Origin of the sequence: Thioalkalivibrio sp. ALMg13-2, assembly GCF_000381185.1 — a bacterium.
GTDB lineage: Bacteria > Pseudomonadota > Gammaproteobacteria > Ectothiorhodospirales > Ectothiorhodospiraceae > Thioalkalivibrio > Thioalkalivibrio versutus.
Genome location: NZ_KB906104.1, coordinates 131,274 through 149,302, shown reverse-complemented (window position 1 = coordinate 149,302; position 18,029 = coordinate 131,274). Strand labels below are relative to the sequence as shown.

Here is an 18,029-nt window from a genome sequence, read left to right as displayed (position 1 = left end):
CACGGGTGGTCGATGCTCGAGACAGGACAGCTGGCGGGCAGGGAATGCCGGCCGCGTCTCCATGGCGGTCGGAGGAATGGCATGGCGGGAGGCAACAAGGGTAGCTGGAGACCCAGCGCGGGGCGCACCGCGTTACTCGTCGCCGTGCTGTATCTGGTTGTCGGGCTGCTCTGGATCGCCCTGTCCGACCGGGCCCTGCTGCTGATGGTCGACGATCTGGAGCTGCTGGGGCAGTTGCAGACCCTCAAGGGCTGGGGCTACGTGGTGGTCACGGCCATCCTCCTGTTCCTGCTGGTGTATTTTCCCCTCAAGGCCCGTGACCGCGCATCGCGCGAGGCGCGCCGGCTTACCGGGATTGTTGAACGTTCCCCGGTGGTTGCCATCGAGTGGGCTACCACCCCCGGCTGGCCGGTCACCTTTGTCTCCCCGAATATCGAGCGCTGGGGCATCGCCCGCGATGCCCTGCTGCGCGGCGAGGTGCACTATGCCGACCTGATCCACCCCGATGATATCGACCGCATCGTGACCGAGGTCGCCGCGCACATCGAGCGCGGCCCGGACCGTTACACCCAGTTGTATCGCCTGCGGGACGGACCGGGCGGCTGGGTCTGGCTGGAAGACCGGACCTGGCTGACCCGTGACGAGTCCGGACAGGTGATCCGTATCAATGGCCTGCTGGTGGACGTGACCGAACGCCGGCGCGCCGAGCAGGACCTGCGTGATTCCGAGACCCGCTTCCGTGCGATCTTCGACAACGTGCAGGAGGCGATCCTGCTGCAAGACCTGGATACCGAGGCCCTGATCGGAATCAACGCTGCGGCCGAGAAGATGTACGGCTACAGCCGAGCCGAGTTGCTGGCCTGCAACGTGGCCGATCTTAGCGCGGACGAGACCGGATTCGACGTTCAGCGCCAGAAGGCCCTGATGGAGCGCGCCCGGCGTGGCGAACAGCTGGTGTTCGAATGGCGCGCCCGGCACCGTGACGGCCACGGGTTCTGGGTGGAGGCCAACCTGCAGGTCACCGAGATCGCCGGAGAGAAGCTGCTGCTGGTGACGCTGCGCAATATCGAGGCGCGCAAGCAGGCGGAGGCCGCCCTGGCACGCCAGGTGGATCGCCTGAGCCAGGCCGAGCGCCACGCCGGCCTGGGCAGCTGGGAGTACCTGCTGGATAACCGCGAGTTGTGGTGGTCCGATCGGTTGTATGCGCTGCTGGGCTGTGATTCCCACTACGGCAAGCCGACGCTGGAGTCGTTTGCCCGCAATTTCTTCGACCTCGAGTCCGCGGACGGGGCGAGCTTCTCCGCGGCGATGGAGACCCTGATCGCCGGCGGCCGGCCCGGGCCCCAGCGGTTGCTCCTGAAGGCCCGGCCCGAGGCGCGCGAGGAGGCCTGGTTCAGTCTCACCATGGAGGCGCCGATCGAGCGCGCCGACGGCCTGCATTACGTACAGGGCACGGTGCTGGAGGTGACCGAGCTCAAGCGCAACGAACTGGAACTGCGCAATCTGAATGCCACGCTCGAACAGCGGGTGGCGGAACGCACGGCGGCCCTGCAGGCGCTCAACCAGGAACTGGAATCGTTTTCCTATGCCGTCTCCCACGACCTGAAGGCACCACTGCGCGGAATCGAGGGCTACAGCCAGTTGCTGGAGGCGGACTACGGCGAGCAGCTGGAGGGTGAGGGTCGCGTCTTCCTCAGCAATATCCGCAATGGCGTGGCGCAGATGAACGAACTGATTTCGGATCTTCTGGCCTACTCGCGCATGGAGCGTCGGCCGCTGGAGGAGCGCACCGTCCGCGTGCGCGCGCTGGTGGAGGAGGTGCTGGAGTCGGTGGATCCGGGACTGCGTGAGCGCGCCGAGGTGAGTATCGAGATCGACCCCGATCTCTGCTTTGTCAGCGACCCGGATGGCGTCGCCCTGATCCTGCGCAACCTGCTGGAGAACGCGTTCAAGTTCAGTGCCGAGCGCGAGGCCCCGCAGGTAACGGTGCAGGCCGAATCCCGCAGCGCTACACTCGGGATCACGGTGCGGGATAACGGGATCGGTTTTGACATGGCGTTTCGGGATCGTATCTTCGATATCTTCCAGCGCCTGAACCGTGCCGAGGCCTATCCGGGGACCGGCGTCGGCCTGGCCCTGGTGCGCCGTGCAGTCCACCGGCTGCGCGGCGAGATCCGCGCCGACGGCACGCCGGGCGAGGGGGCCGCCTTCCACGTGGAGTTCCCGCGATGAGCCACGCCGGACGTCAGCCCTCCATCCTGGTGGTGGAGGACAACCCGGTGGATATCGATCTGATGCAGCGCGCCTTCAAGCGGAGAAACCTCTCCAACCCGCTGGAGACCGCGCGCGATGGGGTGGAGGCGCTGGAGTTTCTCGATCGCTGGGAGCGCGGCGAACTCGCGCCGCCGGCGGTGATCCTGCTGGATATCAAGCTGCCCAAGGTGGACGGACTGGAGGTGCTTCGGCGTATCCGTGCGCACGAACGCTTCCGGCGCATTCCGGTGGTGATGCTGACCTCCTCCAGCGAGGACCGTGACATCGCCACTGCCTATGACTGCGGCGCCAACTCCTACATTGTCAAACCGGTGGATTTCGCCCAGTTCGTGCAGGTCGCCGAGCAGGTCGAGCTCTACTGGTGCCTGCTTAACCACCCGCCGGTCTGAAGCCGCGGCCCCCTTGCAACCCGAGACCCCATGCGAATCCTGCTCGTAGAAGATCACTCGGCAGATGCCGATCTGCAGCGCCGCGTCCTGGAACGCCAGGTGCCGGGCGCGGCCGTGTCCGCGGCGGGTTCCCTGGCCGAGGCGCGCGCGGCGCTGACCGGGGCGGATGGCTTCGACTGTGTGGTGGTGGATCTGCGCCTGCCGGATGGCAGCGGTCTCGACTTGATCAGCGAGCTGCACGCCGCGGGACGCGGCGAGGCCGTGCTGGTGCTCACAGGGCACGGCGAACAGGAAACCGTGGTGGCGGCATTTCGCGCGGGTGCCGATGACTATCTGACCAAGGCCGATGGCTACCTGGAGCGCCTTCCGGGGCGGGTGGTGGATGCGTGTGCCCGGCGCGAGCTGCGCGTGAGCGAGGCGCGCGAGCCGCTGCGGGTGCTGTATGTCGAACACAGCGAATTCGATGTGGGTCTGACCTGCCGTGCTCTGGCGCGCGCGGCCCCGCATGTACAGGTGGAGGCGGTGCACACGGCGGAAGATGCCCTGGCGGTCCTGCCGGAAAGTGCCACCGGGGATCTGGATTTCGACCTGTTGCTGGTGGACTACCGGTTGCCCGGAATCGACGGGCTGGAGTTGGCGCGCATCGTGCGCGAGGACCGCAGGCTGGATCTGCCGACCATCCTGGTGACCGGCCAGGGCACCGAGGACCTCGCTGCGCGCTCGTTGCGTATGGGCGTGGAGGACTACGCGGTCAAGCAAGACGGGTATCTGAATACCCTGCCGCTGCTGCTGGACCAGGTGTTTGCGCGCGCGCGGCTGCGCCGGGAACGTACGGCGCTGGCAACCTCCGAGCGGCGCTACCGCGAGGTGATCGAGCGCGCCGGCGATATCGTCTTCGAGACCGATGCTGCCGGTTGCTGGCGTTTCCTTAATCCGGCCTGGACGGCCATCACCGGCCATTCGGTGGAATTGTCGATCGGCGAGGAGATGCTGTCGTTCATGCCGCTGGAGGATCGCGGTGTGGCGGCGCGACTGCTGACGCGCGCCGCGGAGGCCGACGACGGCCGGCTGGGGGCCGAGATTCGTCTGCGCGCGGCCGATGGCTCGCTGTGCTGGCTGGAGCTGCGCGGCCAGGTCAATCTGGATGCCGCGGGCCAGGCCACGGGCCTGTCCGGGAGTCTGGTGGACGTGACCCGGCGGGTGCTGGACCAGCGCGTTCAGGAGGTGCGCGGGAACGTACTGGCACGCCTGGCCACGGGGGAGCGCGATCCGCGCCTGCTGGAGGATGTGGTCAAGGGCCTGGAGTCGCTGGCCCCCGACCTGCACGGTTGCATCATGCTGCTGGATGCCGACAGTCAGGAACTCCACGGCGTGGCGGCTCCACGGCTTCCGGACCCGCTGCGCAGTGCGACCCGCCGAATCCGCGCTGCTCAGGGGATGGCCTCCTGCGGCGAGGCCGCGTGGAGTGGCGAACCGATGATCATCGAGGACTGCGGGACGCACCCGAACTGGGCTGGGTTCTTCGATCTCGTACGTGGGGCGGGCTTTGGCGCCTGCTGGTCGTTCCCCTTCCGGGATGCCGACGGTGGCGTGCTGGGCACCCTGGGTATTTATCTCGGCGCGTCACGCGGACCCTACCCCGGCGAACGGGTGCTGATCGACGAGTTCACCCAGATCGCGGGGCTGGCGGCGCAGAAGCTGCGGGTCTCGCAGGCCCTGGGCGAGCGCGAGCGCGCGTTGCGGACCGCCGCCGAGCTCACCGTGGAACTGTTGCGCGAGGACAACCCCGCCAGCGTGATCCACCGGCTGCTGGCCGAGCTGGGACAGGAGGCCGGCGCCGACCGGGCCTATGTGCTGGTGGCCGAGCTGGACCACGCGGTGCGCGAGGCCCTGGATATCCACCGCTACTACTGGGTGCGCACGGATACCGAGGAGACCATCCGCCCGCCCCCGCTGCGCAACCTGAGTCTGGAATCGGTCCTGCCGCGCTGGCACGAGATCCTGCAGGGCGGCGGCGCGGTGGATGTGCTGACCCGCGAGCTGCCGGATGAGGAACGCGAGATCCTGGAGGCCTCGCAGAGCCAGGCCGTGCTGCTGGTGCCCCTATATGTGGAGGGCGAGTACCGCGGGTTTCTCGCCCTGGACCGGGTGCAGCGCGCGCAGCGCTGGACCGATGCGGACCAGAGCCTGGCGCGCATTGTGGCCTCGAGCCTGGGGGCGGCACTGGAGCGGCGTCAGGCCTTGTTGGGACTGCGGCGCATGGCGGCGGTCTTCGAGAGTACCCGGGACGGCATCATCATCACTGATCTGACCCCGCGAATCGTCGCGGTCAACCCGGCCTTTGTCGACATCACCGGTTTTTCCGAGGCCGAGGCGATGGGGCGCAACCCGAGTTTCCTGCAGTCCGGACGGCACGATGCCGAGTTCTTCAAGCGCATGTGGGACGGGCTCCAGCGCGAGGGACACTGGCAGGGCGAGATCTGGAACCGGCGGCGCAATGGCGAGGTGGCCCCGCAGTGGCTCAGCCTCAATACCGTCTATGACGAGCAGGGCCAGGCCCTGCATTACGCCGGCGTACTGACCGACATGTCGGAGCTGCGCCGGTCGGAGGATGAACTGCAGTACTTGGCGCAACACGATGCCCTGACCGATCTGCCCAATCGCAGTCAGCTGCAGGTGATGCTGGGGCAGGCGCTGGAGCGTGCCCGCATGCATGGGTACCGGATTGCGGTGCTGAATCTCGATCTGGACCGGTTCAAGAACGTGAACGATTCCATGGGGCACCCGGCGGGCGATCAGGTGCTGGTGGAGGTCGCGCGGCGTCTGCGCGGGGTGCTGGGGCCAACCCATGTGCTGGGTCGGCTGGGCGGCGATGAATTCCTGATTGTGGCGGAGAACCCGGACAGCGACGACGAGATCGCGCGCTGCGCCCGCAGTTTGCTGGCAAGCTTCGAGCGCCCCTTTACGCTGGAGGACGGGCGTTCGGTCTATCTGAATGGCAGCATCGGCATCAGTCTCTACCCCGATCATGGCGACACCGTGACCGCGCTGATCCAGCACGCGGATGCGGCGATGTACCAGGCCAAGGCATCCGGGCGCCAGACCTGGAGTGTCTATACCCAGGCCCTGACACGCGCGGCCGACGAGCGCCTGGAGCTGGAGAACCGACTGCGCCAGGCCCTGCAGGACGACAACGGCGAGTTGCGGCTGCATTTCCAGCCACAGGTGCGGCTGGAGGACGGGCAACCCTTCGGCATGGAGGCGCTGCTGCGCTGGCAGCCGGCACAGGGGGAGATGATCCCGCCGGATCGCTTTATCCCGATCGCCGAGGACACCGGGTTGATCGTTGCGCTGGGCGAGTGGGTATTGCGCGAGGCCTGCGACGCCGGGCGCCGATTGCTGGACCGCGGCGCCGGAGATTTCGGTCTGGCGGTCAATCTGTCCCCGGTGCAGCTGCAGCGCAGCGACTTCGTCAATCGCGTGGCGGAGATCCTGGCGCTGACCGGCTTCCCGGCCGCCCAGCTGGAACTGGAGATCACCGAGACCGCGATCATGCAGCAGGGCGATCAGGCGATTGCACGGTTGGTGGCGCTGAAGGCGCTGGGGGTGAAGCTGGCCATCGACGACTTCGGGACCGGGTATTCCTCGCTGGCGGCCTTGAGGACCTATCCGCTGGATGTCCTGAAGATCGACCGCAGTTTCGTGGATGGTGTTGCCAGCGAGAGCGCCGACCGCGAGATCGCCGCCACCATCATCGCGATGGGCCGCAACCTGAATATGCAGGTGATCGCCGAAGGCGTGGAGACGGCGGAGCAGGCGGCCTTCCTGCAGGAGCGCGGCTGTGCCCTGGGTCAGGGGTATCTCTACAGTCGGCCGCTGGAGATCGAGGCGCTGGATGCCTGGATGACGAAGCATGCCGGCCTGCCGACACCCTGAGGGGCCCCGCTGGTCAGTGTCGTCAGGCATGCCCGCATGGCATCCCCTGGGCCGCTCCGGTAGCCTTTAGGCCCGTCTCTTGCCCGGAGCTGCCCCGATGTCCGATCCGTCCCGTCCCACTGCCTTGCGTTCGATCACCTTTCACGGCCTGGAGCCGGGGCCGCGTCTGATCGTGCTGGGGGCGGTGCACGGCAACGAGACCTGTGGCACCCAGGCCACCGAACGCCTGCACGCGGAGCTGGAGTCGGGGCAGCGGCGTTTGCTGCGCGGACAACTGACGCTGGTGCCGCGCACCAACCCGCTGGCCTATCAGCTGGAAAGTCGCATGGGCGAGCGCAACCTGAACCGCAATCTGCGCGTGACCGACGACCCGCAGGACTTCGAGGACCGCATCGCCAACGTGCTGTGCCCGCTGCTGGCGGCACATGATGTGCTGCTGGATCTGCACTCGTTCCACACCGGTGGGCAGCCGTTCATCATGCTCGGCCCGCGCGATAATGACGGCGAGCTGGAAGGCTTCACGCACGCGGCCGAGGAACAAGCGCTGGCGGCCTGCCTGGGGCCGCAGCGCATGGTCGAGGGCTGGCTGGATACCTACGCCCGCGGGGTCGCGCGCCGGATGAAGAACCCGAACGCCAGCCAGCGCGCGCAGATGCTCAGTACCGACCCGAGCTACGGCATCGGCACCACCGAGTACATGCGCTCGCAGGGCGGCTACGGCGTGACCCTGGAATGCGGCCAGCATGACGACCCGCAGGCGCCGGAGGTGGCGTACAACGCGATCCGCAACACCCTCGCGCATCTGGACATGCTGGAGGCCCCGGCCACCGCGGGCCAGGCCAGTCCGGAGGTGCTGCGTCTGGTCGAGGTGATCGACCGCGACCACCCGGATGACCGCTTTGCGCGGGAGTGGAAGAGCTTCGATCCGCTGGCGGCCGGCGAGCTGATCGGTACGCGTGCCGACGGCACCGAGGTGCGTGCCCCGGAGCCGGGCTTCATCGTGTTTCCCAACCCCAATTCCTTGCCGGGCAACGAGTGGTTCTACCGCGCCGAGTTCAGTGACCGCAAGGTCGTCTGAGCCGGGATACCGCGCGGCATGGACTTTGCGCCCTCCGGCGTTGCGTTGCTGCTCCTCGCCGCCGGGTTCTTCGCCGGCCTGCTGAATGCGGTGGCCGGTGGCGGCAGTTTCCTGACCTTGCCGGCGCTGATGAGCGTTGGCGTGCCGCCGGTGGCCGCGAATGCCACCGGGACCGCAGCGTTGCTGCCCGGGTATCTGGCCAGCGTGCTGGCGGATCGGCGGCAGTTACGCGGGGCGTGGCAGGAGCTGGGCCGGGGGTTGGCCTGGGGCCTGCTGCTGGCGGGGGTGCTGGGCGGGGCCCTGGGGGCCTCCGTGCTGCTGCTGACCGGGGATGCCCGGTTCCGCGCGTTGATCCCCTGGCTGTTGCTGCTGGCCACGGTGCTGTTTGCGCTGGGCCCTTGGTTACAGCATCAGGCCGCGCGGGCGCATTCGGGGCCGCTGCGGGTGTTGGGGGCCGGGCTGGGCTGCGCTTACGGCGGCTATTTCAACGGTGGCGTCGGCATCCTGCTGCTGGCCATCCTGCGTGGCCAGGGGATCACGGATCTCGCACGGGCCAATGCGGTGAAGAACCTGCTCTCCTCGGTGCTGACCCTGATGGCGGTGGGGGTCTACATCGCGGGCGGGCAGGTGGTCGCGACCGGGCTGCTGGCTGTCGGGGCCGGTGCGATCCTGGGCGCGCGGCTCGGTATCGCCCTGGTGCGCCGCGTGCCGGAGGCCGGCTATCGGCATGCCGTCACCCTGATCGGGGCGGTGATTACCCTCTTGTTTTTCCTCGATCCCGCCTGGCTCGCGTCGCCTGACGTGTAGGCTGCGTCGAGCGAAGCGAAACGCATCGGTCGGCGTGACGTCTTTCCGTGTACCCGTGCGTCCGGATGCGTTTCGCGGGGCTCAACGCAGCCTGCGAAGCGTCTGCCATTGGCGTTGAGGGCCCGGTCAGGGGTTCGGGGTGCGTGCGGCGTCGAGTGTCCGGGCGAGGGCGTCCAGGGCGGCGGTATCGGATTCCGGCAGGATGGCCTCGATGCGGGGGTGCCGTGGCGTGTCCGGGGCGTCCATCGGCTCGAGCCCTTCGTGGCCGCCCACGGTTGATGCGGCGTCAGCCCTGGTCGGTCTTGTAGGATGTGTTGAGCGAAGCGAAACGCATCGTTCGGGGTGGCGTCTTTTGCTGTAGCGTGCGTTCTGATGCGTTTCGCGGGGCTCAACGCATCCTACGAGGCGTCGATTGGCACCGGGTGGTGGGTTAGGTGTTCGGGGTGTGTGCGGCTTCGAATGCCTTGGCGAGGGCGTCCAGGGCGGTGGTATCGGATTCCGGCAGGATGGCCTCGATGCGGGGGCGCAGTAAGGGGTCTGGCGGGTCCATGGCCTCCAGCCCGCCGTGACCGGCGACCCGGTTGATGCGTTGCCAGCCCTGGTCGGTCTCCACCAGCCCTTTCAGCCGGTCGCCGGTAAATCCGTCGACCAGGCCTGCGAGCGTTGCGTGGTCGACGACCTGCCCCTCGGGCATCAGCCAGCTGCGACCGATGTAGCCATCGCCACGGGTGTCAATGGTGACCCATTCATCTGCCGCGGGAGCGGCATGGTCGTGGTCATGGTCATGGTCCGTGGACTCGGTCGCGGCGTCGAGGAAGGCGCGGGCCTCGGGGAACAGGGCACCGCCGCGCTCCAGCCGGGGCCGGTCCAGCCATTCGCGCTCGATGCGGGCCTGAGTCGTCTCGACCACCAGGGGGCGCGGCGAGGGCATCGCGGCGACGTAGGCATGCAGCGTCTCGCGGTCATCCTCGCTGTAGAGATCGGCCTTGTTGGCCAGGAGCACGTCGGCCAGAGCGATCTGATCCTGCCAGGTCGGGTGCTCGCGATGGCGGGGCGAGGCCAGGTGGCGGGCATCCATCAGGGTGACGGTGGCGCGCAGGTCCAGTACGCCGGCGTAGGGCGGCTCGGTCAGGGTGCGGATAATCTGCGCCGGGTGGCCGAGGCCCGTGGGTTCGATCAGGATGCGGTCGGGGCGCTGGCTGCGGATCAGTCGGTTGAGCCCGACGGTGAACATCTGCGCGGAGACGCAGCACAGGCAGCCGCCGGGGATCTCCTCCAGCGCCACGCCGGTATCGGCCAGCAGGCCGCCGTCCACCCCGATCTCGCCGAACTCGTTGACCAGCACGGCCCAGTGTTCGCCCTCCGGGCGCTGCGCGAGCAGGTGGCGGATGGCGGTGGTTTTGCCGACGCCCAGAAATCCGGTGATCAGGTTGAGCGGGATGTCCTGGTGCCGCTGCATGCTATCCGGCCCCATTTCCGGAGGGTTGCGGGCTGTCGCGGAGCGTTTCCGGGGCGGTCCCTTCGCTTTCCAGGCTGCGGTACATCGCCTCTTCCGCTTCCTGATTCAGCACAATCAGGGTGATCCGCCGGTTGATCGCGGCCTCCGGATCGTCGCGGTTGAAGGGCACGCTGGCGGCCAGCCCCACCACGCGGGCGATCTGGTCGGGCTCGGTGCCGCCGGCGATCAGGGCGCGGCGGGCGGCGTTGGCGCGATCGGCCGAGAGCTCCCAGTTGGAGTAGTCCGGGCGTAGCAGCGGGCGGGCGTCGGTGTGGCCGGTGATCGAGACGCGGTTGGGGACCTGATTGATCAGGCCGGCCAGCTCGCGCAGGATCGCGTCGGCGTGCTCCAGCGGACGCGCGCTGGCGCTGGCGAACATCGGCCGGTTCTCGCGATCGATGATCTGTATGCGCAGGCCTTCGGGTGTGATATCCAGCAGCAGCTGGTCCTTGAAGGGCTCCAGCGCCTGGCTCTGATCCAGGGCCTCCTCCAGTGCCTCCTGCAGGGTCTCCAGGGCCTCGCGATCGCGGGCCTCGGCCAGCTCGTCGAGGGTGTCTTCATCGATCCCTGTCGGGGCCTCCAAGGCGTCCGGGTCCTGGATGAGTTCCGGCATGCCCTCGAAGTCGATGATCGATGGGTCCACGCCGGTTCCGTCACCGGGCGCCTGGCCCGGCGCGGGAGCTTCGCCCACGAATGCGGAGGGGTTCTGGAAGTACTCGGATATGCCGGCGCGCTGGTCGTCATCCAGCGCAACGAGCAGCCACATCACCAGGAAGAAGCCCATCATCGCGAGCGTGAAGTCGGCGAAAGCGATCTTCCACGCGCCGCCGTGGTGGCCGCCCTGGACCACCTTCTTCTTGACGATGATCGGCTGGGTCTTGTCCTCGACTCCCATGGTAGTGATCCGGAGGCCGTCAGGCCCCCTTCACGTACTCTTCCAGTTCGGAGAAGCTCGGGCGCATCGCGCTTTCCATGGTCTTGCGGCCGAACTCCACCGCGACCTGAGGGCTGTAGCCCTGGACATTGGCGAGGATGCAGGCCTTGATGCACTGCAGGAACTTGGCCTCCTCCTGGGCACGGGACTCGAGGGCGGTCGAGGTTGGCCCGGCAAAGCCGTAGGCCAGAAGAATCCCGAGGAACGAGCCGACCAGGGCAGCCGCCACGCTTGAGCCGATCTCCGCGATGGAGCCGTCGAGTTTGCCCATTGTCATCACGATGCCGAGGACCGCCGCCACGATACCGAAGCCGGGGAGGGCCTCGGCCACGCGGTGAACCGCGTGGGCCGGTTGGTGTGATTCCTCGTGGTGGGTCTCGAGGTCCAGGTCCATCAGGGCATCGAGTTCATGCGGGTTCATGCTGCCGGAGATGATCAGGCGCATGTAGTCGGTGATGAACTCCATCGCGTGGTGATCCTGCAGGATCCGGGGATGGGCCTTGAAGACCTCGCTTTCTTCCGGCTCCTCGATGTCGGCTTCCACCGCCATCAGGCCCTCTTTGCGGGCCTTGGTGAACAGCTTGTACATCATGGCCAGCAGGTCGAGATAGTCGTCCGACTTGTACTTGCTGCCCTTCATCAGGCTGGGGATGGACTTGAAGACGGTGATGACGACTCGGGGCGGGTTGGCGATCAGGAATGCCCCGAGCGCCGCACCCCCGATGATCCAGTACTCGTAGGGCTGCCACATGACCCGGAGGTCGCCACCATGAAAGTAGTATCCACCGAAGACTGACGAGAAAACAATGACGATACCCAGGAAATACTTCACGGACCGCGACCCCACATTGCTTAAGCACCATGCCGGACAGGCCATCCGCCCGCATGCGTTGCTATAGTTGACGGGCTTTACGATAACGACTCCCCTGCGCGAGGTACAGCATGTCCCTGGACAAGGACGCGCCCTACATGGAAGAGGCCGCGCGCCTGGCGGCGCTGGAATGGCCGATTCTGGAAGCCAGCGATGCGGTGTTTGCGGACCCGGATGCCCTGGTGAATCGGTCCCTGCGCGAACTGGCGCGCTACGCCGAGCGCGATCCCGGCCTGAGTCTGCGCCTGGTGCGGCGGGCCAACGCCTCGCGTCGCGGTCTGCGCCAGGAGGTGCACGCGGTGGGCGACGCGATTTCCATGCTGGGATTGCAGAACGTGCATCGGGAGGCGGCCGAGGCCCCGCGCGTCAAGGATGTGGTCACAAGACCCCAGGCCTATCGCGAGCTGGCGGCGCAGTCGCGGCTGGCGGCAATGATCGCAGGCGAGATCGCGCACAAGCGCCACGACACCGAGCCGGGCGAGGTGGCCCTGGCAGCCCTGCTGAACCAGCTGGGCCTCCTGGCGTTGCTGGTCGAGGGCGAGCCGCGCCTGGATCGGCTGCTGGAGATGCTGGAGCTCAGCGCCCTGCCGGACGAGGCCAGTTACGCCGCGCTGGGGTATGCGACGGACGACCTGTCACGTGCCATGGCGGAGCAGATGGCCCTGCCGGAACTGGTACAGGGCACGCTGCGTGCGGTCAACGCGGCCCATCACCGGGCCTATGAGGTCATGGTCGCGAGCGCCGTGGCCTGGCAGGTCTTCCGCGGCATGGACACCGCGCGCGGCGATCGCGACCTTGGACTGCTGGCCGGTCTGATGGGGCTGACGGACAAGGAAGCCGCGGACCGCGTGGGCGCGGTCATCGAGCGCTTCAACGAGGATGTCGCCGTGTATCAGCGGCCGCCGCTGGACCCGCAGACCCCCGGTCGCGTCTGGCTGGGCGAGCGCTATCGTCCGCGTCTGGCCCTGATGCCGCGGGCCGACCTCCTGGAGACCGGGCTGCGCGCCCTCGAACAGGAAACGAATCGCGAGGCCCGGATACGCCGGATGCTGCGAGTGATGCAGTTCGGCGTGGGGTTGAACCGGGTGGTATTCGCCCGTCTGTCCCGCGATGGCGAGAGTCTGCGCGCCGAGCACCTGGTCGGGACCCTGCACGAACCGGAGTTCAGCCACTTCGTGATCAACCGGTCCGCGCTCGGACCGCTGGGCCGGGTACTGGAGGAGGACACCGCCCAGTGGTGGGATCGCCGCCGCATCCATGACGAGATGCCCGCGGCTGTCCGCCGCCTGACCGGCGGGGTGGACTGTCTGGTCGCCCGGCTGTGCGACGGTGACCGCGTGCTGGGCATGGTCTATGCCGACCGGCGCGCGCGTGATCTGGACCTGACCCCGGTGGCCTTCGAGGGGGTTCGCCGCGTGCTGGCGGCGGCCGCGCGTCCTGTCGGCTCCTGAGGGGAACACTGAGCGCTTCGCCGGGCCGGGTCGGTGGCTCAAGTCTTTCTCGGGGTGGTCGATACATGTACAGGGTCGTATATAGGCGATCATAATCCGCAGCATTCGAGAGGGGTTGGCCACGGCGTATGGCTGATCCCACGGGCCCGGAGCCCGTGGAACAAACAAAAGGACGCACTACATGCGCAAGAACCTCCCCGTCACCCAGACGGAGTATTCGATCGACCAGCACGGCGAGCTGATCTCCGCCACCGACGAGAAAGGGCGCATCCGGTACGCCAACAATGACTTCGTCGAGGTCAGTGGATTCGACTGCGAGGAACTGGAAGGTACGGCGCACAACATCGTGCGCCACCCGGATATGCCGGAGGCCGCCTACGCGAACATGTGGGAGACCCTGAAGGCCGACCAGGCCTGGATGGGTATCGTCAAGAACCGGCGCAAGAACGGTGACCACTACTGGGTGGACGCCTTTGTGACGCCGTCCTACGAGAATGGGCGCAAGACGGGCTACGAGTCGGTTCGGGCGATCCCCGAACGCGAACACGTTTCCCGTGCGGAGAAGGTGTATGCCGCGATCAACCGGGGCCGGAGTTTCGCGCGGCGCTGGTACCACGGTCTCACCTGCCGTCTTGCCGGGACCTGGATGGTCGGTTTCCTGCTGGCGCTGGCGGTCGTGTTCCTTGCGCCCTCGCCACTGGCCCAGGCGGGCCTCCTGGTACTGATCTTTGCCGCCGGCGGTATCGCGTCGCTGGCGTTCACCTCCGGCGTGCGCCAGGCGGTTACACGCGCCCGGGAACAGTTCGACAACCCGGTGATGGAGGCGATCTACACTGGGCGCCGCGATGACAGTGCGTCACTCGAGCTGGTGCAGCATTTCGGCGAGGCGAAGCTGCGCACCGTGCTGGGACGGATCGAGGACAAGGCCGACGCGGTGAACGACGACGCCCACGCCATGGCCAGCAGCGTGGACCAGACCGCCTCCGGCGTGGAGCGCCAGCAGAACGAGATCGACCAGGTCGCCACGGCCATGAACGAGATGACCTCGACCATCCAGGAGATGGCGAGCAACTCCGCGCGGGCTGCCGAGGCCGCCAACAACGCCGAGAAGGAGACCGGCGCCGGGCAGGATGTCGTGAACGACACGGTGTCCGTGATCAACCGCATGGCGGCGGAGGTCGAGTCCACCGCGGAGAAGCTGGGCAAGCTGGAAGCCAGCACGGAGGAGATCGACAAGATCCTGAGCGTGATCCGCGAGATCGCGGAACAGACCAACCTGCTGGCGCTGAACGCGGCCATCGAGGCCGCCCGCGCCGGCGAGCACGGGCGCGGCTTCGCGGTGGTGGCGGACGAGGTGCGCTCGCTGTCGCAACGCACGGATGAATCCACCGTGACCATCCGCAACATGATCGAGACCCTGCAGTCCGGTGCGCGCGAGGCGATGTCCGCGATGCGCGCCAGTCAGGAGCAGGCCGCCGACGGCGTGGAAAAGGCCCAGGCGGCGGGCGACTCGCTGACCACCATCCGCGAGGCGGTCGCCCAGATCACCGAGATGAACACCCAGATCGCCACGGCCGTGGAGGAACAAAGCGCGGTCTCCGAGGAGATCAACCGCAACGTGACGTCCATCCGCGACGTTGCCACCGAGACCGGCTCCGTCTCCGCCCATGCCCGCGACGCCAGCGCCCGCATGCAGGCCGAGGCGGCCGAACTCAAGGCCCTGATCCAGCGCTTCGAAGGGAAGTAGCGCGCTACGAGCGCCCTTGTGAGGGGACACGAACCGCCCGCCTAGGTCCGGGCGCGGGTAGGGTTTTCACCACGAAGCACACGAAGGCACGAAGTAGTTCAGGGGTGATCGACAGGAAGACGCGAAGACTGGAAGAGGGATTGGGTTAAACCGTAAAGGGTGTAGAGGGGGCGCTAGCCAATACCCCACACCTCAATAACCCTTCCCATCTTCCAACCTTCCTGTAATGCGCTTTTGACCTGGCTTTTCTTCGTGTTGCGCGTGAGCGCTACGCGGTCTGGCCGTAGCGGCGTTCGATGTAGGCCTCGACGCGGGCCTGGAATTCCTCGGCGATGCGCTCGCCCTTGAGCGTCACGGTCTTCTCGCCGTCCTCGTAGACCGGGGCCACCGGCTGCTCGCCCGTGCCGGGCAGGGAGATGCCGATGTTGGCGTGCTTGCTCTCACCGGGGCCATTGACCACGCAGCCCATCACTGCGACGGTCATCTCCTCCACGCCCGGATACTGCTGCTTCCAGGTCGGCATCTGGTGGCGGATGTAGGTCTGGATGTCCTGCGCCAGGTGCTGGAAGTACTCGCTGGAGGTGCGCCCGCAGCCGGGGCAGGCCACCACCGACGGCAGGAAGCTGCGCAGCCCCATGCTCTGCAGGATCTCCTGTGCGACCAGCACCTCCTGGGTGCGGTCGCCGCCGGGTTCGGGAGTCAGCGAGATGCGGATGGTGTCGCCGATGCCCTGCTGCAGCAGTACGGACAGCGCGGCGGTGGAGGCGACGATGCCCTTGGCGCCCATGCCGGCCTCGGTAAGCCCCAGGTGCAGCGGGTAGTCGCAGCGCGCGGCCAGGTCCTGATAGACCGAGATCAGCGGCTGCACGCCGCTGACCTTGGCCGACAGGATGATGCGGTCATGCGGCAGGCCGATACGTTCGGCCTCGGCCGCGCTCTCCAGCGCCGAGGTGATCAGGGCCTCCTGCATCACCGCTTCCGGTGACAGGGGGTCGGCGCGCTCGTTGTTCGCGTCCATCATCCGTGCGAGCAGGGCCTGGTCGAGGCTGCCCCAGTTCACGCCGATGCGCACCGGCTTGTCGTACTCGCAGGCGGTCTCGATCATGGCCGCGTACTGGCTGTCGCGCTTCGAGCCGCGCCCGACGTTGCCCGGGTTGATGCGCAGCTTGGCCAGCGCCTGCGCGCACTCCGGGTATTGAGTCAGCAGCTTGTGGCCGTTGAAGTGGAAGTCCCCGACCAGCGGCACGTCCAGTCCCATCGCATCCAGGCGTTCGCGGATCTCCGGTACGGCCTTCGCCGCGGCCTCGGAGTTCACCGTGATGCGCACGACCTCGGAGCCGGCGCGCGCGAGTTCCGCCACCTGCACGGCGGTGCGCAGGGCGTCCGCGGTGTCGGTATTGGTCATCGATTGCACCATCACTGGGTGGTCGCCGCCGACGGTGACGTTGCCGACGCGGACGGGGACGGTCTTGTGGCGCTTGGGAATCGTATTCATCAGTAGGCGCGGGCGCGAGGTAACGGTGTGCGGAGTGTAACGCAGCACTGCTCGACTGCCGAGAAACTGCAGGCCCCAAGTCGTAATGTCCCCGTTGGTTGGCGCCGGGGTGTCCACGGAGGTCGCCACGCGCCTGCGGCGCTCGCGATGACGGTGCTCCTTGCCCCCGTCATTGCGAGGCCCCGCCAGGGGCCGTGGCACAAAAGCGCGAAGCGCGTTGAACGGCCGCAGGTCGGCCCGAAGGGCGAGCGCAGCGAGTAACCTCCGGGCGAAACCCCCGACGTCCGCCCCGGCCGACGCCGGGGCCACCCACGGAGATCGCCACGTCGCTGCGCTCCTCGCGATGACGGTGCTCGTTTTCCCGTCATGGCGAGGCCCCGGAGGGGCCGTGGCCATCTCCGGACGCAACCCCCGACGTTGGTCCCGGTCGGCGCCAGGGCTGGAAGGTGTTCTCGACCGACGCGCGACTGGCCGCGTGCCGGGCCTCGACGCGTTCGGCGATCGCCTGCTGCCAGGCCAGGCGGGTCTCGGCGTGCAGGGCGTCCAGGGCCTCGTGCAGGGCCTGCTCCAGGTCTTCGCGGTGGCGGGTCTCGTCGAGCCGCAGGAGCAGCCAGTCCACGCCGATGATCGTGGCCCCGGCAGCGGTGATGCCACAGCCCAGCGAGAACGGACCGCTCCAGGCGCAGACCCCGGCACCAAGGGCGCCCGCGCGCCCGGCGCGACCGAGGCTGCGCGCCAGCCCCGCCTGCGTGGCACGGGTGGCTAGCCGGGCCTGCACGGCCCGCGCGATCAACGGGGTCGCGAGCCCGGTGCCGGCAGCGGCCGTGGCCGCCAGGCCGGTGCGCTGATCGAAGCGCTCCAGGTCGATATCCAGCGCCGTGTGCAGGGCGTGGCCGCGCTCGATCTCGGCCGCTGAGCCCCCGCCGGCGCGCGGCGGCGGGTCCGGGATGCGCGCGTCCGCGAGACGCTCGGCCAACTCCAGGCGCCAGGCGTCGCGAACCTGGCGTTGTTGCTCGTCCACGCCCCATTCGATGCGGGTCGCCAGGTCCCGCAGGGCGTGATCCCACAGCGCCTCGGGCAGCAGGCGCTCGCGCAGCATCCGTGCGGGGGCATCCGGTTCGGCGTCACCCAGCCACTGGGTCCCGCGCAGCCACAGGCGCATGTATTCGGCGCCCAGCGAGTAGTACCAGTCCGCGACCTCGGGGACGCGGTCGTGCAGTTCCGCGAAACGGGCATCGAGTTCGGTATCCACGCGGCCTTGCCAGTGGTCCCGGGCCTCGGCGTCCCCCGCCTCCAGCCATTCGAGCGTGAAGCGTTCGAGACGGGTGAGGCGTTCTTGCTCGACCTGGTAGCGCTGCTCGCCGAGTTGCAGGGTCAGCGGAGCGGCCTCTTCCCAGTTACGGGGTTCGTGCTGGCTGGCCAGCCACAACAGGCTGGCGCTGGCCAGCAGGGTCAGGACCAGCCAGGTCCAGGCCGTATGCCACCCCGCCGTCATCGCCATGGCCGGGTGCCGGTTGGGGCTTGCGGGATGCACGACGGCATGGCGGGG

Annotated in this window: 13 protein-coding genes; 7 read left to right on the top strand and 6 right to left on the bottom strand. The window is 67.9% G+C overall.

Going from position 1 to position 18,029, the window contains the following annotated elements:
• Positions 1-144: 144 nt before the first annotated feature.
• From F618_RS0105335 to F618_RS0105315, 5 genes are all read left to right on the top strand, one after another.
• The gene (locus tag F618_RS0105335; protein WP_018176010.1) at positions 145-2,232 is read left to right on the top strand and encodes a PAS domain S-box protein; all 2,088 of its coding nucleotides are present in this window, start codon (positions 145-147) and stop codon (positions 2,230-2,232) included.
• Positions 2,229-2,663 carry a response regulator gene (locus F618_RS0105330; protein WP_018176009.1) on the top strand — a complete coding sequence of 145 codons (435 nt, stop codon included), beginning with the start codon at positions 2,229-2,231 and terminating at the stop codon, positions 2,661-2,663. Before F618_RS0105335 ends, F618_RS0105330 begins: the two co-directional genes overlap by 4 nt.
• Before the next feature lie 30 nt (positions 2,664-2,693).
• A complete protein-coding gene (locus F618_RS0105325) occupies positions 2,694-6,599 on the top strand; it encodes an EAL domain-containing protein (protein WP_019567970.1) in 3,906 nt (1,301 codons plus the stop codon).
• Between the two features lie 97 nt (positions 6,600-6,696).
• A complete protein-coding gene (locus tag F618_RS0105320; RefSeq protein ID WP_018144406.1) occupies positions 6,697-7,677 on the top strand; it encodes a M14 family metallopeptidase in 981 nt (326 codons plus the stop codon).
• An 18-nt stretch (positions 7,678-7,695) separates the two neighbouring features.
• Complete coding sequence (locus F618_RS0105315; RefSeq protein WP_019567969.1) at positions 7,696-8,484, top strand: sulfite exporter TauE/SafE family protein; 789 nt, start codon at positions 7,696-7,698, stop codon at positions 8,482-8,484.
• A gap of 126 nt (positions 8,485-8,610) precedes the next feature.
• Here the strand turns inward: F618_RS0105315 and F618_RS15930 are convergent, their stop codons facing one another.
• The 4 genes from F618_RS15930 to motA all read right to left on the bottom strand — a co-directional run bounded on the left by F618_RS15930 (position 8,611) and on the right by motA (position 11,748).
• The gene (locus F618_RS15930; protein ID WP_155997984.1) at positions 8,611-8,757 is read right to left on the bottom strand and encodes a hypothetical protein; all 147 of its coding nucleotides are present in this window, start codon (positions 8,755-8,757) and stop codon (positions 8,611-8,613) included.
• Positions 8,758-8,914: 157 nt separating this feature from the next.
• Positions 8,915-9,943, bottom strand: coding sequence for a GTP-binding protein (locus F618_RS0105305; protein ID WP_026331159.1), 1,029 nt, complete (start codon positions 9,941-9,943; stop codon positions 8,915-8,917).
• A gap of 1 nt (position 9,944) precedes the next feature.
• Positions 9,945-10,877 carry a flagellar motor protein MotB gene (motB, locus tag F618_RS0105300; protein WP_019567966.1) on the bottom strand — a complete coding sequence of 311 codons (933 nt, stop codon included), beginning with the start codon at positions 10,875-10,877 and terminating at the stop codon, positions 9,945-9,947.
• A 19-nt stretch (positions 10,878-10,896) separates the two neighbouring features.
• Positions 10,897-11,748 (bottom strand): flagellar motor stator protein MotA, encoded by an 852-nt coding sequence (gene motA / locus F618_RS0105295; protein WP_026280609.1) that lies wholly within the window; start codon positions 11,746-11,748, stop codon positions 10,897-10,899.
• Positions 11,749-11,858: 110 nt separating this feature from the next.
• Here motA and F618_RS0105290 point away from each other — a divergent pair, with 110 nt between their 5' ends.
• Both F618_RS0105290 and F618_RS0105285 read left to right on the top strand, forming a co-directional pair.
• A complete protein-coding gene (locus tag F618_RS0105290) occupies positions 11,859-13,238 on the top strand; it encodes an HDOD domain-containing protein (RefSeq protein WP_019567965.1) in 1,380 nt (459 codons plus the stop codon).
• Positions 13,239-13,419: 181 nt separating this feature from the next.
• Positions 13,420-14,985: a PAS domain-containing methyl-accepting chemotaxis protein gene (locus F618_RS0105285; protein WP_019567964.1), complete on the top strand. Its 1,566-nt coding sequence runs from the start codon at positions 13,420-13,422 to the stop codon at positions 14,983-14,985.
• Positions 14,986-15,253: 268 nt separating this feature from the next.
• Here the strand turns inward: F618_RS0105285 and ispG are convergent, their stop codons facing one another.
• Both ispG and F618_RS0105270 read right to left on the bottom strand, forming a co-directional pair.
• Positions 15,254-16,480, bottom strand: coding sequence for a flavodoxin-dependent (E)-4-hydroxy-3-methylbut-2-enyl-diphosphate synthase (ispG, locus tag F618_RS0105280; protein WP_026331158.1), 1,227 nt, complete (start codon positions 16,478-16,480; stop codon positions 15,254-15,256).
• A gap of 364 nt (positions 16,481-16,844) precedes the next feature.
• Positions 16,845-17,981: a hypothetical protein gene (locus tag F618_RS0105270; RefSeq protein WP_019567962.1), complete on the bottom strand. Its 1,137-nt coding sequence runs from the start codon at positions 17,979-17,981 to the stop codon at positions 16,845-16,847.
• Positions 17,982-18,029: the final 48 nt, after the last annotated feature.